At 77.0% G+C, this 16,841-nt stretch carries 11 protein-coding genes; 7 read left to right on the forward strand and 4 right to left on the reverse strand.

The window, feature by feature from the left end; genetic code table 11:
* Positions 1-59: 59 nt before the first annotated feature.
* Entirely contained in the window at positions 60-2,396 is a 2,337-nt protein-coding gene (gene glgX / locus GSF02_RS09280) for a glycogen debranching protein GlgX (protein ID WP_235915470.1), read from the reverse strand.
* A gap of 99 nt (positions 2,397-2,495) precedes the next feature.
* Here glgX and GSF02_RS09285 point away from each other — a divergent pair, with 99 nt between their 5' ends.
* Both GSF02_RS09285 and GSF02_RS09290 read left to right on the forward strand, forming a co-directional pair.
* Positions 2,496-3,305 (forward strand): electron transfer flavoprotein subunit beta/FixA family protein, encoded by an 810-nt coding sequence (locus GSF02_RS09285; protein ID WP_159795033.1) that lies wholly within the window; start codon positions 2,496-2,498, stop codon positions 3,303-3,305.
* A gap of 15 nt (positions 3,306-3,320) precedes the next feature.
* Complete coding sequence (locus GSF02_RS09290; protein WP_159795035.1) at positions 3,321-4,307, forward strand: electron transfer flavoprotein subunit alpha/FixB family protein; 987 nt, start codon at positions 3,321-3,323, stop codon at positions 4,305-4,307.
* 14 nt (positions 4,308-4,321) lie between these two features.
* On the opposite strand, the gene GSF02_RS09295 is transcribed toward GSF02_RS09290, so the two are convergent.
* Both GSF02_RS09295 and GSF02_RS09300 read right to left on the reverse strand, forming a co-directional pair.
* The gene (locus GSF02_RS09295; protein ID WP_235915471.1) at positions 4,322-5,020 is read right to left on the reverse strand and encodes a class I SAM-dependent methyltransferase; all 699 of its coding nucleotides are present in this window, start codon (positions 5,018-5,020) and stop codon (positions 4,322-4,324) included.
* Positions 5,017-5,853: an alpha/beta fold hydrolase gene (locus GSF02_RS09300; protein WP_159795037.1), complete on the reverse strand. Its 837-nt coding sequence runs from the start codon at positions 5,851-5,853 to the stop codon at positions 5,017-5,019. Before GSF02_RS09300 ends, GSF02_RS09295 begins: the two co-directional genes overlap by 4 nt.
* Positions 5,854-6,010: 157 nt before the next feature.
* Here GSF02_RS09300 and GSF02_RS09305 point away from each other — a divergent pair, with 157 nt between their 5' ends.
* The 4 genes from GSF02_RS09305 to GSF02_RS09320 all read left to right on the forward strand — a co-directional run bounded on the left by GSF02_RS09305 (position 6,011) and on the right by GSF02_RS09320 (position 11,934).
* A complete protein-coding gene (locus tag GSF02_RS09305) occupies positions 6,011-8,263 on the forward strand; it encodes a PhoX family protein (RefSeq protein WP_159795039.1) in 2,253 nt (750 codons plus the stop codon).
* A gap of 81 nt (positions 8,264-8,344) precedes the next feature.
* Entirely contained in the window at positions 8,345-9,619 is a 1,275-nt protein-coding gene (locus tag GSF02_RS09310; protein WP_268892861.1) for a cysteine desulfurase family protein, read from the forward strand.
* The gene (gene mnmA / locus GSF02_RS09315) at positions 9,616-10,755 is read left to right on the forward strand and encodes a tRNA 2-thiouridine(34) synthase MnmA (RefSeq protein ID WP_159795041.1); all 1,140 of its coding nucleotides are present in this window, start codon (positions 9,616-9,618) and stop codon (positions 10,753-10,755) included. The genes GSF02_RS09310 and mnmA overlap by 4 nt, the downstream gene beginning before the upstream one ends.
* Before the next feature lie 141 nt (positions 10,756-10,896).
* Entirely contained in the window at positions 10,897-11,934 is a 1,038-nt protein-coding gene (locus GSF02_RS09320; RefSeq protein ID WP_159795044.1) for a uroporphyrinogen decarboxylase/cobalamine-independent methonine synthase family protein, read from the forward strand.
* 51 nt (positions 11,935-11,985) lie between these two features.
* On the opposite strand, the gene GSF02_RS09325 is transcribed toward GSF02_RS09320, so the two are convergent.
* Positions 11,986-14,202 carry a prolyl oligopeptidase family serine peptidase gene (locus GSF02_RS09325; protein ID WP_159795047.1) on the reverse strand — a complete coding sequence of 739 codons (2,217 nt, stop codon included), beginning with the start codon at positions 14,200-14,202 and terminating at the stop codon, positions 11,986-11,988.
* Positions 14,203-14,302: 100 nt separating this feature from the next.
* Here GSF02_RS09325 and ligA point away from each other — a divergent pair, with 100 nt between their 5' ends.
* Positions 14,303-16,807, forward strand: coding sequence for an NAD-dependent DNA ligase LigA (ligA, locus tag GSF02_RS09330; protein WP_408003882.1), 2,505 nt, complete (start codon positions 14,303-14,305; stop codon positions 16,805-16,807).
* Positions 16,808-16,841: the final 34 nt, after the last annotated feature.

Below are 16,841 nucleotides of genomic sequence, written 5' to 3' on the forward strand. Positions count from 1 at the left end.
CGTGGGCCCCGTGGGCCCCGCAGGGGTCTCGCGGGGGTCTCGCGGGGGTCTCGCGGGGGTCAGCCGCGCGCCGCGAGGAGCACCTGCAGGCTGAGCGCCTCCAGCGTGGTGCGGTCGCCGGGCGCCGGGGCGAGGTCGTCGGCGGGCCGGTCGGGCGCCTCCCACGCCGAGCTCCACGCCAGGCGCCACGGCCCGGCTCCGGCCAGGACCGGCGGCAGCGTCACCACCGCGTCGTCGAGGCGGCCGTTGAGCACGAGCAGCACGTCGGCGTCCCGCTCGCCCGGGCCCGGGCGCAGCATCTGCACCACCCGGCGCCCCGGCTCCTCCCACGCGGCGCGGTCCATGGGCTCGCCGGTCTCGGCGAACCACAGCAGGTCCGGCCGCGTCTCGCCGGGACGCGGCGTCCCGAGGTAGAACGAGTCGGCCCGCAGCGCCGGGTGCTCACGGCGCAGCCGCAGCAGGGCGGACGTGGTGGCCAGCAGGTCCCGGTCGGCGTCGCCGAGGTCCCAGTCCACCCACGACGTCGCGTCGTCGAGCGCGTACGCGTTGTTGTTGCCGCGCTGGGTGCGGCCGAGCTCGTCGCCGGCGGTGAGCATCGGCGTCCCGGCGGCGAGCAGCAGGGTGGCGAGCAGGTTGCGCTGCGAGCGGCGCCGCAGCGGCACGACGGCGTGCCACGGCTCCGTGGCGACGTCGTCCTGGCCGGGGGCGGCATGGCCCTCGACCCCGTGGTTCCACGAGCGGTTGTCGTCGCTGCCGTCGCGGTTGTCCTCGCCGTTGGCCCAGTTGTGCTTGCGGTCGTAGGCCACCAGGTCGGCCAGCGTGAACCCGTCGTGCGCCGTCACGTAGTTGACGCTCGCCACCGGCCCGCGCACCAGCGGCGGGTCGGAGTGGCCGAACAGGTCCGCCGACCCGGCCAGCCGCGTGCCGAGCTCCCGGACGCCCACCATCGCCCCGCCGCGGGAGCCGGCGGCCGCCGAGGCGAGCCAGAAGTCGCGCGCCGCGTCGCGGAACCGGTCGTTCCACTCCGCCATCGGCGGCGGGAACTGGCCGGTGCGCCAGCCGCCGGGACCCACGTCCCACGGCTCGGCGATCAGCTTCAGGCCGCTGAGCACCGGGTCGGTCTGCAGCGCGACGAGGAACGGGTGGTCGGCGTCGAAGCCGTAGGTGCCGCGCCCGAGCGTCACGGCCAGGTCGAAGCGGAAGCCGTCGACGCCCACCACCTCGGCCCAGTAGCGCAGCGAGTCGAGCGCCATCTGCACCACCCGCACGCGGCGGAAGTCGAGCGAGTTGCCCGTGCCGGTGACGTCGGCCAGCGCGGCGGGGGAGGCGCCGTCGTGCAGGTAGTAGGCGGGGTTGTCCAGGCCGCGCCAGCTCACGTGGAGCTGGTCGTCGCCGCCCTCGCAGGTGTGGTTGTAGACGACGTCGAGGACCACCTCGATGCCCGCCTCGTGCAGCAGGTGCACCATGCCGCGCACCTCGTCGAGCACCGCGGCCGGCCCGGCGGCGCGCGCGGCCGCCGTGGCGTACCGCGCCTCGGGCGCGAAGAAGCCGAGCGTCGAGTAGCCCCAGTAGTTGCGCAGGCCGTGCGCCACCAGCCGCGGCTCCGAGGCCGACGCGTGGATCGGCAGCAGCTCCAGGGTGGTGACGCCCAGCTGCTTCAGGTGGGCGACCGTGGCCGGGTGCGCGAGCCCCGCGTACGTGCCCCGCAGCTCCGGCGGCAGGTCCGGGTGGTCGATGGTCAGGCCGCGCACGTGCGCCTCGTAGACCACCGTGTCCGCCCACGGCACCCGGGGGCGGGTCAGCGGCGGCGGGGACGGCATGGGCGGCAGCACCACCGCGTGCGGCACGAACGGCAGCGAGTCGGTCGGCTCCGGCTCCCCGTACCGCTCGGCGACCCACCACCGCCCGTCCGGCGTCGTGGGGTCGGCCGAGCGCGGCGCGCCCACCGCGCCGAGGGTCTCGGGCCCGTACGTCAGCTCGCCGACGAGGCCGCGGGCGTAGGGGTCCACGAGCAGCTTGGCGGGGTTGTGCCGCAGCCCGGCCCGCGGGTCCCACGGCCCGTGGGTCCGGAACCCGTAGCGCTGGCCCGGCCGCACGCCGGGCACGTGCGCGTGCCAGACGCCGTAGGTGGGCCCGAGCAGCGGCACGCGGCGCTCGCGGTAGCGCGCGGGGTCGTGCTCCGGCAGGTCGGGGTCGACGACGTCGACCAGGCACAGGTCGACGGCGGTGGCGTGCGACGCGACGACGGCGACGTCCACGCCGTCGCCCGTGGCGTGCACCCCCAGCGGCGGCACGTGCGAGCGCCGCGCCGTGGGCCGCGTCAGGGGGCGCACCACCGGGCGAGCCTCTGCCTGCCGGGTCGCCTGCGGGGTCGCCTGCTGGGCCGTGCCGTCCATGGCGCCCATCGTGGCGCACGCGACGTCCCCGCGGCGACCCGGCCGGCGTGGTGCCGAGTAGGCTCGTCACGCCCGCTTGAGCACGTCGGAAGGCCCCCAGTGCGCATCGCCGTCCTCGTCAAGTACGTCCCGGACATCTCGTCCGACCGCCGCTTCGCCGACGGGCGCGTGGTGCGCGACCCGGCCGAGGGCTCGCTCAACGAGCTGGACGAGAACGCGGTCGAGGCGGCGCTGCGCCTCGTCGAGCAGCTGCCCGAGGACCAGCGCGCCGCCAGCGAGGTCGTGGCGCTCACCGTGGCGCCGCCGCCGGGGGACCTGGCGCTGCGCAAGGCCTACCAGATGGGCGTGGACCGGGCGGTGCGCGTGACCGACGACGCGCTGGCCGGCTCGGACTACTTCGGCACGACGACGGCGCTCGCGGCAGCGGTGCGCCGCCTCGAGGCCGAGGCGCCCGTCGACCTCGTCGTCACCGGCATGGCCGCGCTGGACGGCCTCGGCTCCGTGGTGCCGGCCCTGCTGGCCGCCGAGCTCGGCCGCCCCGGCCTGACGTTCGCCAAGACCGTCAAGCTCGACGTCGCGGCCGGCGCGCTGACGATCACGCGCGAGGTCGACGACGCCGCCGAGACCCTGCGCGCCCCCCTGCCGGCGGTGCTGTCCGTCGCCGACACGGCCAACACCCCGCGCCTGCCGAACTTCAGGCTGATCATGGCCGCCCGCACCAAGCCGATCGAGGAGTGGACGGCCGCCGACCTCGGCGTCGACCCGGCCGCCGTCGGCGCGGCGGGCGCCCGCTCGCGCACGCTGCGCGCCGCCCCGCGCCCGCCGCGCGGCGAGGTCGAGCTCGTCGTCGACAAGGGCGAGGGCGGCAAGGCCCTGGCCGACTTCCTGATCCGCAACGACCTGGTCTGAGCCGGAGGACCCCCCATGAGCCGCCGCACCGCCCTCGTCCTGCTCGACCCGGCCGCCGAGGTCCGCCCCGCCGCGCTCGAGCTCATCACGCTCGGCCGCTCCCTCGGCCGCGTCGACGTCGTGACCCTCGAGGCGCCCAGCGTCGAGGCCCTGGCCCAGCTCGGCGCGCACGGCGTCGAGGTGGTCCACCAGGCCGAGCTCGTCGGCGCCGCGGGCGCCCCCGGGTCCCGCCACCTGGCCACCGTCGTCGCCGCCGTGCTCGCCGCCGCCGTGCGCCGCACCGACGCCGACGTCGTGCTCGTGCCCGCCGGCTTCGCCGCCAAGGAGGCCGCCGCCGTGGCGGCGCACGCCCTCGGCGCCGGTCTCGTCGTCGACGCCTCGCACGTCGCCTGGGCCGACGAGGGCCTCGTGGTCACCAAGCGCGTCTTCGCCGGCACGTGGGAGACCGCGTCGGTGGTGACCACCGATCCCGCGGTCGTGACCGTGCGGGCCAACGCCGTCGTCGCCGAGGCGGCGGCCGAGCCTAGCCACCCCGAGGTCGAGGCGCTGCCCGTCGAGCCGGAGGCCCCGGCCGTCACGGTCGTGCGGCGCGAGACCGCCGAGCGCGCCGCGGGGCGCCCGACGCTCGAGGAGGCGGCGGTCGTGGTCGCCGGCGGGCGCGGCACGGGCGGCGACTTCGGCCCGGTCAACGACCTCGCCGACGCGCTCGGCGCCGCGGTCGGCGCCAGCCGCGACGCGGTGTTCGAGGGCTGGCACGACCGGTACATCGGCCAGACCGGCGTCACGGTCGCCCCCCGCCTGTACGTGGGCGCGGGCATCTCCGGCGCGCCGCACCACCGCGGCGGCATGCAGGCCGCCCAGGTCATCGTGGCGGTGAACAGCGACCCCGAGGCGCCGATCTTCGAGATCAGCGACTTCGCCGTCGTCGGCGACCTGGCGGACGTGCTGCCGCAGGCCGCCGCGGCGATCCGGGCGCACAAGGCGGCCGCGGCCGAGGCGTGACCGGCTGAGCCCGCTCAGGCGCCGGCGGGCGGCCTGGTCCACTCCAGGGTGTAGCGGAAGAACAGCCGCCGGCGGAACCGCGCCCCGGGCAGCACCCGGCGCGCGGCCGCGGCGACCTCGCCGTAGGTCTCGGCGGGGTCGCGCACGGGCATCGCGGGACCCTCGGGGGAGCGAGCGGGCAGCGGCCGCGGGTGCTTGACCAGCCCGACCAGGGGGTTGAGCAGGGCGGAGGCGAGGTCGACAGCGGCGTCGAGCGGCGAGGCGACGCGCGCCAGGCCCACCACGAGCAGCCGGCCGCCAGGGGCGAGCAGCCGGCCGGCGTGCTCCAGGGCCGGCTCGAGCGGCAGGTGGTGCAGCACCGCCACCATGGTGACGACGTCGAAGCCGCCGTCCTCGCCCGTGACGTCCGCCAGCGCCGCGTGGCGCACCGTGACCGCCGGGTCACCGGCGCAGCGGGCGCGCGCGGCGGCCGCCATCGTCGCGTCGGGGTCGACGCCGACCACCTCGGTGACGTGGCGTCGCAGGCGCTCCACCAGCAGGCCGGTGCCGCAGCCGACGTCGAGCGCGCGCCGCCGGCGGCCCGGCAGCCGGCGCACCACCCAGCCGTGGAAGTGCTCGTTGTGGCTCCACGGGTGGCGGCGGTTGACCGCGGCGAGGGCGGCCACCGCCGCCCGCACCGGGGCGCGGCCGCCGCGCCGCACGTCGAGGGTCACGGCGCCGCGGCGCCGTCGGGCCGGAGCGCGGCGGCGTCCTGCCGGGCCAGCCAGTCCACGAGCGTGGGCAGCGCGTCCGGGTGCCGGGGCGTGCGGCCGTGCGTCGCGCCGTCGAGCAGGCGCACCGGCATGGCGGGCAGCAGCGACTGCATGCGCGCCGCGGCCCGCACCCGCGGCGGGTCCTCGGTGCCCGCGATCATGAGGATCGGCATCCGGTAGCCGCTCAGCGCCGACGCCGGCACCCCGGCGTCCTCCTCCTGGCGCCGCATGTAGGCCGCCAGCGCGGCGGCGTCGTTCTGCAGCAGCGCCGCCTGGGTGGCGGCGTCGAGCGGGTGGCCGAGGTGCTCGGCCCAGCGGTCGACGAACGCCTGCATGCCGCGCGCCACGATGGTGTCGATGCAGCCGGGGAAGAAGGTGCGGTCGAACGCGCCCTCGCCGGTGCGCGGCGAGCCGCCGAGCGTGACCAGCGAGGCCACCCGGTGCGGGTGGTGGGCGGCGAGCTCGAAGCCGACGCGCCCGCCGAGCGAGTAGCCCACGACGTGGGCGCGGGCCACCCCGAGCTCGTCCAGCACGCTGAGCACGTCGCCGACGAACAGCGCCTGGTCGTAGGCGTCCTCGTCGTGCGGCTTGTCGCTGGCGCCGTGGCCGCGCAGGTCGAGGGTGACCACCCGGTGGTCGGCCTGCAGCTCGCGCACCCAGCCGAACCCGCGCCAGATGGCCTGCGACAGGGCCGTGCCGTGCACGAGCACGACGGCGGGGGCGCCGGGCGCGCCCTCGCCGAACACGCGGTAGGCGATGCGGGTGTCGTCGAGCCGGTTCGTGACGTGGTCCACGGCGCCACCGTAGCGGCAGCCACCCGACGGTCACCGGCTGTTCACCGGGCGCTCAGGGACGCGCCCGCCGGGCGCCACCGGGGGTGCCTAGCGTCACCGGGGAGCACGCCCGGCGTGCCCCGTTTTGTCGCCCCGAGCAGCCCCCCAGGAGCGCACGATGACGATCGCCCCCGAGACCCCGCAGGCCGGCACCCGCCCGCTGCTGCGGCTCGAGCCCCAGCCCTCCCACGCCCGCGGCAAGCGCAGCCCCGTCACCTGCCGCCTCAAGTGCGCCGACCAGTGCGCGCACCCCGTCCCGAACCCCACCGACCACGAGACGTTCCGCGAGGTCGCCTCGCGCGCGCTGACCCGCCGGCGCGTGCTCGGCGGCCTGGCCGCCGCGGCCGCCGTCGTCGTCGGGGGCACGCAGCTCGCCGGCGCCCCCGGCGCCGCGGCGACGCCGGCGGCCAGCGGCGTCGCCGCGGGCCGCAAGGGCCTGTCCTTCGGCGCCATCGCGCCGCAGCCGGCGGCCACCGACGCGCTCGTGGTGCCCGACGGCTACGAGTGGTCCCCGATCATCCGCTGGGGCGACCCCATCCTGCCCGGCGGGCGCGCCTTCGACCCGGCCCGGCAGTCGCCGCGGCAGCAGGCGCTGCAGTTCGGCTACAACTGCGACTACCTCGACATCCTGCCCGCGGACCCGAAGGAGCTGGCCAAGCCGCCGGCCGCCCGCTCGCGCGGCACCCGCGGCCTCCTCGTGAGCAACCACGAGTACACCAACCCGGCCATCATGTTCGACGAGTCGTACGACGCCGCCACGCGCCGCGCGATCGAGCGGGCCGCGCACGGCATGTCGGTGGTCGAGGTGACCCGCCGCCGTGCCGGCACCCCGTGGGAGTACTCCCGCATCAGCCGGTACAACCGCCGCGTCCACGTGGGCACCGAGCTCGTCCTCGACGGCCCGGCCGCCGGCCACGACCTGCTGAAGACCGCCGCCGACCCGAGCGGCACCCGCGTGCTGGGCACGCTGAACAACTGCGCCGGCGGCACCACCCCGTGGGGCACCGTGGTCTCCGGCGAGGAGAACTTCCACGGCTACTTCCGGGTCTCGGGCGCCGACCCGCGCGACGCCCGATACGGCCTGCGCGACGCCGCGACGTCCTACGGCTGGGAGCTCGACGAGCCGCGCTTCGACGCCCGCAACGCCGGCTACGAGAACGAGAGCCACCGGTTCGGCTGGGTCGTGGAGATCGACCCCTACGACCCGTCCGCCCCGCCGGTCAAGCACACCGCGCTCGGCCGGCTCAAGCACGAGGGCGCCAACGTCGTCCTGTCGAAGGACGGCCACGCCGTGGCGTACATGGGCGACGACGAGCGGTTCGACTACGTCTACAAGTTCGTCTCGCGCGACACGTTCCGTCCCGGCTCCGGCGCGCGGGCCCGCGCCCACAACAAGCAGCTGCTCTCGGCCGGCGACCTGTACGTCGCGCGCTTCGAGGGCGACTCGCCGGCCGCGGAGATCGACGGCTCCGGCGCCGTGCCGTCCGACGGGGCGTTCGACGGCACCGGCCGCTGGGTCCCGCTGGTCAAGGGCGGCCGCTCCCGCGTGCCCGGCATGAGCGTCGCCGAGGTGCTCGTGTTCACGCGGCTCGCGGCCGACGCCGTGGGCGCCACGAAGATGGACCGGCCCGAGGACGTGGAGCCCAACCCGCTGACGGGCCGCGTCTACGTGGCGTGCACCAACAACTCCGACCGCGGCGCGGCGGGCAAGGAGGGCCCCACCGAGCCCAACCCGCGCACCGCCAACCGCGACGGCCACGTGGTGGAGATCGTCGAGGACCGCGGCGACCAGCTGTCCGAGACCTTCCGGTGGAACCTGCTGCTCGTGGCGGGCGACCCGGCGACCAACGCCGGCACCTACTTCTCCGGCTTCCCGGCCGACAAGGTCTCGCCGATCTCCTGCCCGGACAACCTCGCGTTCGACGCCGACGGCAACCTGTGGATCTCCACCGACGGCCAGCCGTCGTCGATCCAGCGGTGCGACGGGCTGTTCAAGGTGCCGCTGAGCGGCCGCGAGCGCGGGCACGTCCAGCAGTTCCTGTCCGTGCCGCGCGAGGCGGAGACCTGCGGCCCGGTCGTGGACAGCCGCGACGGGATGGTCTACGTCAACGTGCAGCACCCGGGGGAGGACGGCACGTTCGCCGACCAGCACTCGTACTTCCCGGACTACCTCGAGGAGGGCGACCGGGCGCCGGCCGGCGCCTGGCGCGGCCCGCGCCCGGCGACGGTGCAGGTCTACCGGGCCGGCACGGACGACCGCCCCGGGCACCAGGACGGTCGCGGCTGGGACGGCCCCGGGCCGTTCCCGTGGCCGCGCGGCGGCAAGGGCTGGGGCCCGGGCGGCCGCTCCCGCGGCCGCTGGGGGCGCTGAGCCGCGCCGCCCCCGCCGCTCCCGCCGGCCCTGCCGCCCCGCCCGGGGCGGCAGGGCCGGCGCGGTTCGTAGACTGGGCCGGTGACCACCCCCGTGCTGCCGGCCGGCTCGCCCGAGCCCGACGCCGGCGCCTACCTCGACCACGCGGCGACCACCCCGATGTCGCCCGCCGCCCTCGCGGCCTACGTGGCCGAGGCCGGGCGGGTGGGCAACGCCTCGAGCCTGCACGCCGCGGGCCGCGGTGCCCGGCGGGCGGTGGAGGAGGCGCGCGAGAGCGTCGCCGCCGCCCTGGGCGCGCGCCCGTCGGAGGTCGTCTTCACCGCCGGCGGGACCGAGGCGGACAACCTGGCGATCAAGGGCATCTTCTGGGGCCGCCGGCGCGGCGACACCCGCCGCACCCGGGTGCTCGTCTCCGCCGTCGAGCACCACGCGGTGCTCGACCCGGCCTTCTGGCTGGCCGGCCACGCCGGTGCGGAGATCGTGCTGCTGCCCGTCGACGCCGTCGGCCGCGTGGACCTCGAGGCGCTGCGGGCCGAGCTGGTCGCGCACGCCGAGGAGATCGCCCTGGTGTCGGTCATGTGGGCCAACAACGAGGTCGGCACGGTGCAGCCGGTGCGCGACGTCGTCCGGCTCGCCCACCAGCACGGCGTGCCCGTGCACACCGACGCCGTCCAGGCGGTCGGCCAGCTCGAGGTCGACTTCGCCGCCTCGGGCGTCGACGCCATGACGGTCTCGGGCCACAAGCTCGGCGGCCCGATCGGCGTGGGGGCGCTGCTCGCCCGCCGCGACCTGCCCCTGGAGGCGGTGCTGCACGGCGGCGGCCAGGAGCGCGGCGTGCGCTCCGGCACGCTGGACGCGCCGGCGATCCGCGCCTTCGCCGCCGCCGTCACCGACGCCGTCGCCCACCGCCCCGAGCGCGCCGCCCACCTGACCGCCCTGCGCGACCGGCTGGTCGCCGGCGTGCGCGCCGCGGCCCCCGACGCCGTGCTGCGCGGCCCGGACCCGGCGACCGACCCGGCCGGGCGGCTGCCGGCCAACGCCCACTTCACCTTCCCGGGCGCCGAGGGCGACTCGCTGCTGTACCTGCTCGACTCCGCGGGGGTGCAGGCCTCCACGGGGTCGGCCTGCCAGGCCGGCGTGCCGCAGCCCTCGCACGTGCTGCTGGCCATGGGCCTGCCCGAGGCGGAGGCGCGCGGCGCCCTGCGCTTCTCGCTGGGCGCCACGTCCACGGCCGCCGACGTCGAGCGGCTCGTCGCCGCCCTGCCCCAGGTGGTCGCCCGGGCCCAGGCGGCGGGGCTCGTCTCGGCCTCGCTGGCCGCCGCGCCGGCGCGCACGACGCCCGGGGGTGCGGCATGAGGGTGCTGGCGGCGATGTCCGGCGGCGTCGACTCGGCAGTGGCCGCGGCGCTCGCCGTCGAGGCGGGGCACGACGTCGTGGGCGTGCACATGGCGCTGAGCCGCAACCGCGACCAGTTCCGCACCGGGTCGCGCGGCTGCTGCTCGATCGAGGACGCGGGCGACGCGCGCCGCGCCGCCGACGTGCTGGGCATCCCGTACTACGTGTGGGACCTGTCCGAGCGCTTCGAGGACACCGTGGTGGCGGACTTCCTCGCCGAGTACGAGGCCGGCCGCACCCCGAACCCGTGCGTGCGCTGCAACGAGCACATCAAGTTCGAGGCGCTGCTCGACAAGGCCACCGCGCTCGGCTTCGACGCCGTCGCCACCGGCCACTACGCCCAGGTCGTCACGCGCGAGCTGCCCGACGGCACCACGGCCCGCGAGCTGCACCGCGCGACCGACGCGGAGAAGGACCAGTCGTACGTGCTGGCAGTGATGGGCCCGGAGCGGCTCGAGCGGGCGATGTTCCCGCTCGGCGGGTTCGCGTCCAAGGCCGAGGTGCGGGCGGAGGCGGCCCGGCGCGGGCTGTCGGTGAGCGCCAAGCCCGACTCCTACGACATCTGCTTCGTCGCGGACGGCGACACCCGCGGCTTCCTGCGCGACCGGCTCGGCTCGCGCCCGGGCGTCGTGGTCGACACGGACGGCGCCGTCGTCGGCGAGCACGACGGCGCCTACGCCTACACGGTGGGTCAGCGCCGCGGCCTCGGCCTCGGGCGGCCCGCCGCCGACGGCCGGCCCCGCTACGTCGTGGACGTGCGTGCCGACACCAACACCGTCGTCGTCGGGCCTGCCGAGCTGCTCACCGTCGACCGGATCGCGGGGGAGCGGACCGTGTGGTTCGCCGGCGCGCTGGCGGCCGACGGCGCCGGGGCCGGCGAGTGGTTCGACGCGCAGGTGCAGGTGCGCGCGCACGGCGCCGCCATCGGCGCGCGCGTGCGGGCGGTCCCCGGCGGCGCCGGGCTGGAGGTGGCGCTCACCGAGCGGCCGCTGCGGGGTGTCGCCGCGGGCCAGTCGGTCGTCGTCTACCGCGGCACGCAGGTGCTCGGCCAGGCGACGGTGTCCCGGGCCTGGCGCGCGGCGCCCGTCGCCGTCTGACCCGCCGGCAGCGCCGGCCCACCCCCGCCCCGCCCCCGCGAGCTGTCAGTACCAGCGGCGGCCATACCGTGCGCTGGTACTGACACGACCGGGAGGCGGGCACCCGAGCAGCACCCGAGCAGGACGACGAGGAGACCACGCATGGTGACGGTGAGCGGCCACGGCCCGTGGCCCGGCGGCGAGGACGACGTCCTCGAGGCGCAGCAGATCGTGCTGGGCGACCTGGCGGAGCTGCCCACCGGGGTGGGCGCCGTCCCGTTCCTGGTGCAGCTCGACGGGCGCGGCCCGGGCGCCGACGCGACCGGCCGCACCGCGGCGCTGCTCGCCGAGACGCCGGTGGAGCTCGGCCCGCACGGCTGGAAGCTCGCCGACCGGCCCGGCATGGACCTGCGCCGCGCCGAGGCGTTCCGGCGCGAGGACCTCGGTGCGCTCGCGATCGCCGGCTACGGCTACGCCGGCCCGTTCGCCGTCGAGGTGGTGGGCCCGTGGACGCTCGCCGCCCAGCTGTACGCGGCGCGCGGCGACCGCGTGCTGGCCGACCGGGGCGCCCGGCGCGACCTGGGCCTGGCGCTCGCCGAGGGCCTGCGCGAGCACGTCGCCGAGGTGCGCGCCCAGGTGCCGGGCGCCGAGGTGGTGGTGCAGCTCGCCGAGCCGCTGCTGGGCCAGGTGCACGCGGGCGTGCTGCCCACGTTCTCCGGCTACTCGCGGCTGCGGGCGGTCCCCGGCCCCGAGATCGTCGAGGGGCTGCAGCCGGTCGTCGAGGCCGTGCACGACGCCGGCGCGAGCGCCGTGGTGCACCTCGGCGCCACCTGGGTGGGCGTGCCGCCCGCCGTGCTCGCGGGCGCGGACGCCGTCGGCCTCGACCTCGGCGGCCTGGGCCCCGAGGGCTGGAACGAGCGGGCCTGGGAGCTGCTGGCCCGGGCGACCGAGAAGGGCGTCCGGCTGTGGGCGGGCCTGCCGCCGGCGAAGGTGTCGCAGTGCGCCGGGCCGCTGCTGGGCGAGCTGGTGCGCACCGTCGTCGAGCCGTGGCGCCGCGTCGGCCTGCCGGCGTCCGGGCTGGACGCCGTCACGCTGCTGTCCGCGCCGCGGTCGGCGCCGGCGAGCACCGACGACCACCGCGCCGGGCTGGCCAACCTGGGCCGCGTCGCCGAGGCCGTCGCGGAGCGCGCGGCGGCCTGACGCCGCCGGCGGGTCCGGCGTCGGACCCGCCGGCGGGGCCGCCGGGGCGGCTCAGGCCAGGTGCTGCCTCAGGAACGTCCACGCCAGCGCGCTCATGTACGCCGCCTGGGCGTTGTTGGCGGCGCCGCCGTGCCCGCCCTCGACGTTCTCGTAGTAGGTGACGTCCTTGCCGCAGGCCTGCAGCAGGGCCGCCATCTTCCGGGCGTGGCCGGGGTGCACGCGGTCGTCCTTGGTCGAGGTGGTCAGCAGCACCGGCGGGTAGGTGCGGCCGGCCTCGACCAGGTGGTACGGCGAGAACGTGCGCAGGAACTCCCACTGCTCCGGGTCGTCCGGGTCGCCGTACTCCGCCGTCCAGGAGGCGCCGGCGAGCAGGTGGGAGTAGCGCTTCATGTCCAGCAGCGGCACCTGCACCACGATCGCGCCGAACAGCTCGGGGTAGCGGACCAGCATGTTGCCCGTGAGCAGGCCGCCGTTGGAGCCGCCCTGCGCCCCCAGGTGCGCCGCGGTGGTGATCCGGCGGTGGACGAGGTCGCGCGCCACGGCGGCGAAGTCCTCGTACGCCCGGTGCCGGTGCTCCCGCAGCGCCGCCTGGTGCCAGGCCGGGCCGTACTCGCCGCCGCCGCGGATGTTCGCGACGGCGTAGACGCCGCCGTGGCGCAGCCAGGCCCGCCCCACGGTGCCGGAGTACCCCGGCGTGAGCGGGACCTCGAAGCCGCCGTAGCCGTACAGCAGCGTGGGCGCGGTGCCCTGGACGCCCTGGGGCGGGTGCAGCGCCTCGGCGGGCCCGACCAGGAAGTACGGCACGCGCGTGCCGTCGTCGGAGGTGGCGAAGTGCTGCTCGGCCACGAGCCCGTCGGCGTCGAAGAACGCGGGCGCCGCCTTGAGCGGCTCGGGGGCGGTGGTGCCGGTGGTGCCGTCGCCGTCAGGCCCGACGACGGTGGCCAGCGCGAGCGTCGACGGCGTGAGGTAGCCGGTGGTGATCACCCACACGTCGTCGCTGTCGACCGGGTCGACGGCGCGGGTGCCGACCGCCGCCAGCGGGTCGGTCGCGGGCATCTCGGTGCGGGTCCACGCGGCGTCCGACGGGCCGCCGTCGGGCGGGGTGAGCACGTGCAGGCGGTTGGTGACGTCGTCGAGCACGTTGACCACCAGGTGGTGGCGGGTCCACGTGGCCCCGGCGAGCGACGTCGTCGGGGTGGGCGCGAACAGCACCGCCAGGTCGCGCACGCCGGCGAGGAAGTCGTCGAGCCGGGCCGCCAGGAGCGACCCCGCGGCGTACGTGCGCTCGCCGTCGCGGCCGGGCACCGTCCAGTCGTCGCGCAGCTCGACCAGCAGCCACTCCCGGTGGAAGCCGACCTCCGCGGAGTCGGGCACGTCGATCTTCGTCAGCGTCTGCTCGGGCGTGCCGACGCTGTCGGCGAGGAACGTCTCGGACCGGTAGAAGGCGATGGTGCGGCTGACGACGTCGCGCTCGAACCCGGGCGTGCGCGAGCGCCGCGCCGAGATGTACATGTCGTCGGCCGTGCCCTCGTACACGGTGGCGGCCTCCGCGAGCGGCGTGCCCCGCCGCCACAGCTTGACGATCCGGGGGTAGCCCGACGGCGTCGTCGTGCCCTCGCCGAAGTCGGTGAACACGTAGACCGAGTCCTCGTCGGCCCAGGTCAGGCCGCCCTTGGCGCCGCCGGTCACCACCGCCCGCTCGAACCCGCCCTCGGCGGCCGGCACGAAGCGCTTGGCGACCAGGTCGAACTCCCGCGTGACGTCGGCGTCGGACCCGCCGGGGGACAGGTCGACCAGGGCGCGGCGCCACGGCTCGCCGGCGGCGAGCTGCTCCGGCGTCGGGCGCAGCATCGACGCGCCGTGCCACACCCAGCTGACCCCCTCGGCCTCGCCGAGCGCGTCGAGGTCCAGCACCGTCTCCCACTCGGGCGTCGCCGAGCGGTACGACTCCAGGGTCGTGCGCCGCCACACGCCGCGCTCGTGCTCGGCGTCGCGCCAGAAGTTGTAGTACCGGTCGCCGATCCTGGCGACCTCGGGGATGCGGGCGTCGGAGTCCAGCACCTCGCGCACGGCGGCCTCGGTCGCGGCGAAGGTCGGGTCCGCGCCGAGCGTGCGGCGCGCGTGCGCGTTGCGCTCGCGGACCCAGGCCAGCGCGGCCTGGCCCTCGACGTCCTCGAGCCAGCCGAACGGGTCGGCGGCGTCGGGGTCCAGCGGCGTGGTCGGGGTCGGGTCGGCGGGGACGGGGGTCGGGTCCGCGGCGGCGCTCATGCCTCGGGACCCTAGCCCCCGGGGCCCCGCCGGCGCGCGCCGCGGCGGCCGCGCGGGGCTCCGGGCGCGGCGTGTCCCCGGTTCGCGCGATGATGTGCCCGTGAGCGAGACGACGACGGACGCGACCGCCGGCGACGGCACCCCGGGCGGGTCGGCCCTCTCGGCCGCCCAGCTGGACGAGCAGGCGGCGCAGCGCCGCTGGGTCGAGCTGCGCGACCTGGTCGAGGCGGACCAGCGCGCGTACTACGAGCAGGACTCCCCGCTGGTGTCCGACGCCGAGTACGACGCGCGCATGCGCGAGCTCGAGGCGCTCGAGGCGGCGCACCCGGGGCTGCAGACGCCGGACTCGCCCACGCAGCGCGTGGGCGGCGCGGCCGCGGAGGGCTTCGCCACGGTCGAGCACGTCGAGCGCATGCTCAGCCTCGACAACGTCTTCTCCGTCGAGGAGCTGCGCGCCTGGGACGCCCGCGTGGCCCGCGACCTGGGCGCCGAGCGCGTCGGCTACCTGTCCGAGGTGAAGATCGACGGCCTCGCGATCGCGCTGCTGTACGAGAAGGGCCGCCTCGTGCGCGCGGCCACCCGCGGCGACGGCCGCACGGGCGAGGACGTCACGCAGAACGCGCTGCGGATCGCCGATATCCCCCAGCAGCTCGCCGGCGAGGGCCACCCCGACCTCGTCGAGGTGCGCGGCGAGGTCTTCATCCCGGTCGCGGCGTTCGAGCGGCTCAACGACCTGCAGGCGCAGCTGCGCGAGCGCGCCGTGGCCGAGGCCCGCGAGCGGCACGGCGGCCGGGCGACCTCGGCGCGCGAGTTCGACGAGGAGCGGGCGCGCCTGGCCGCGCTGCGCCGGTTCCCGCAGTTCGCCAACCCCCGCAACGCGGCGGCCGGCGGGCTGCGCCAGCTGCTCGACAAGAAGGAGGGCCTCGAGGCCGAGGCCGGGCTCGCCCGGGTCGAGTCCCTGCGCCTGTACGTGCACGGCGTGGGCGCCCTGCAGTGGACGGCGGGCGAGCACACCGAGCTGGCCCGGCAGTCCGAGGCCTACGACCTGTTCGCCCGGTGGGGGCTGCCCGTCTCCCCGCACAACCGCGTCGTCGAGGGCATCGACGGCGTGGTCGAGATGATCGAGCACTTCGGCGCCCACCGGCACGACATCGAGCACGAGCTCGACGGCATCGTCGTCAAGGTCGACGCGCTGGGCGACCAGCGCCGGCTCGGCGCCACCAGCCGCGCCCCCCGCTGGGCCATCGCCTACAAGTACCCGCCGGAGGAGGTCAACACCCGCCTGGTGGCGATCCAGGTCGCCGTCGGGCGCACCGGGCGGGCCACCCCGTTCGCGGTCATGGAGCCGGTCGAGGTCGCCGGGTCCACGGTGCGCCAGGCCACGCTGCACAACCAGGACGTCGTCAAGGCCAAGGGCGTGCGGATCGGTGACGTCGTCGTGCTGCGCAAGGCCGGCGACGTCATCCCGGAGATCGTCGGGCCCGTCTCGGCGCTCGCGGACGACGGGTATCCCCGCGAGGACTTCGTCATGCCCGCCGAGTGCCCCGAGTGCGGCACCCCGCTGCGGCCGATGAAGGAGGGCGACGTCGACCTGCGCTGCCCCAACGCCCGGTCCTGCCCGGCCCAGGTGCGCGGCCGGGTCGAGCACATCGGCTCGCGCGGCGCCCTGGACGTCGAGGCGCTCGGCGAGGTCACCGCGGCCGCGCTGACGCAGCCGGACGTGCCCGAGCAGCCGCCGCTGCGCACCGAGGCGGGGCTGTTCTCGCTCACCCTGGAGGAGCTGCTGCCCATCGAGGTCGTCGTGCGCGACGCCGAGACCGGGCTGCCCAAGGTGGACGACGACGGCGTCGCGCGCCGCCGCGCACCGTTCCGGCGCCGGCTGAGCCACACCAAGGCCCAGCGCCAGGCCGCCGCCGACGCGGGGGAGGAGCTGCCCGAGTGGGCGCCCTCCGCGCAGGCCACCACCCTGCTCGAGGAGCTCGAGCGGGCCAAGACCAAGGACCTGTGGCGCCAGCTCGTCGCCCTCAACATCCGGCACGTCGGGCCGGTCGCGGCCCGCGCGCTGGCGGACTGGTTCGGCTCGCTCGAGGCGATCCGCGCGGCGTCGCTCGAGGACCTGGCGAACGTCGAGGGCGTCGGCCCGGTGATCGCCGCCGAGCTCAAGGCGTGGTTCGAGGTCGACTGGCACGTCGAGATCGTCGAGACCTGGCAGGCCGCGGGCGTGCGCTTCGCGACGCCCGGTCACCCGGGCCCGCAGGCGATGGCCGAGAAGGCCGCCGAGGGGCCGACCGGCCCGCTCGCCGGGCTGACCGTCGTGGTCACCGGCTCGCTCGAGGGCTACAGCCGCGACGGCGCCAAGGAGGCCATCCTGGCCGCCGGCGGCAAGGCGGCCGGCTCGGTGTCCAGGAAGACCGACTACGTCGTCGTGGGCGAGAATGCCGGGTCCAAGGCCGCCAAGGCCGAGGAGCTCGGCCTGCCCATCCTCGACGAGGCGCAGTTCACCCGGCTGCTCGCCGAGGGCCCGGCCGCGCTCGGCGGCGCGCAGCCGGCCGCAGAGCCGGACGCAGAGCCGGCTGCGGACGGCGCCCCGGGCGAGGACGGCTGAGCGGCCGGCGGAAAATCCGTCGCCCGCTCGGCCC

The sequence above is a fragment of the Puerhibacterium puerhi genome, assembly GCF_009846865.1.
Classification (GTDB): domain Bacteria; phylum Actinomycetota; class Actinomycetes; order Actinomycetales; family Cellulomonadaceae; genus Puerhibacterium; species Puerhibacterium puerhi.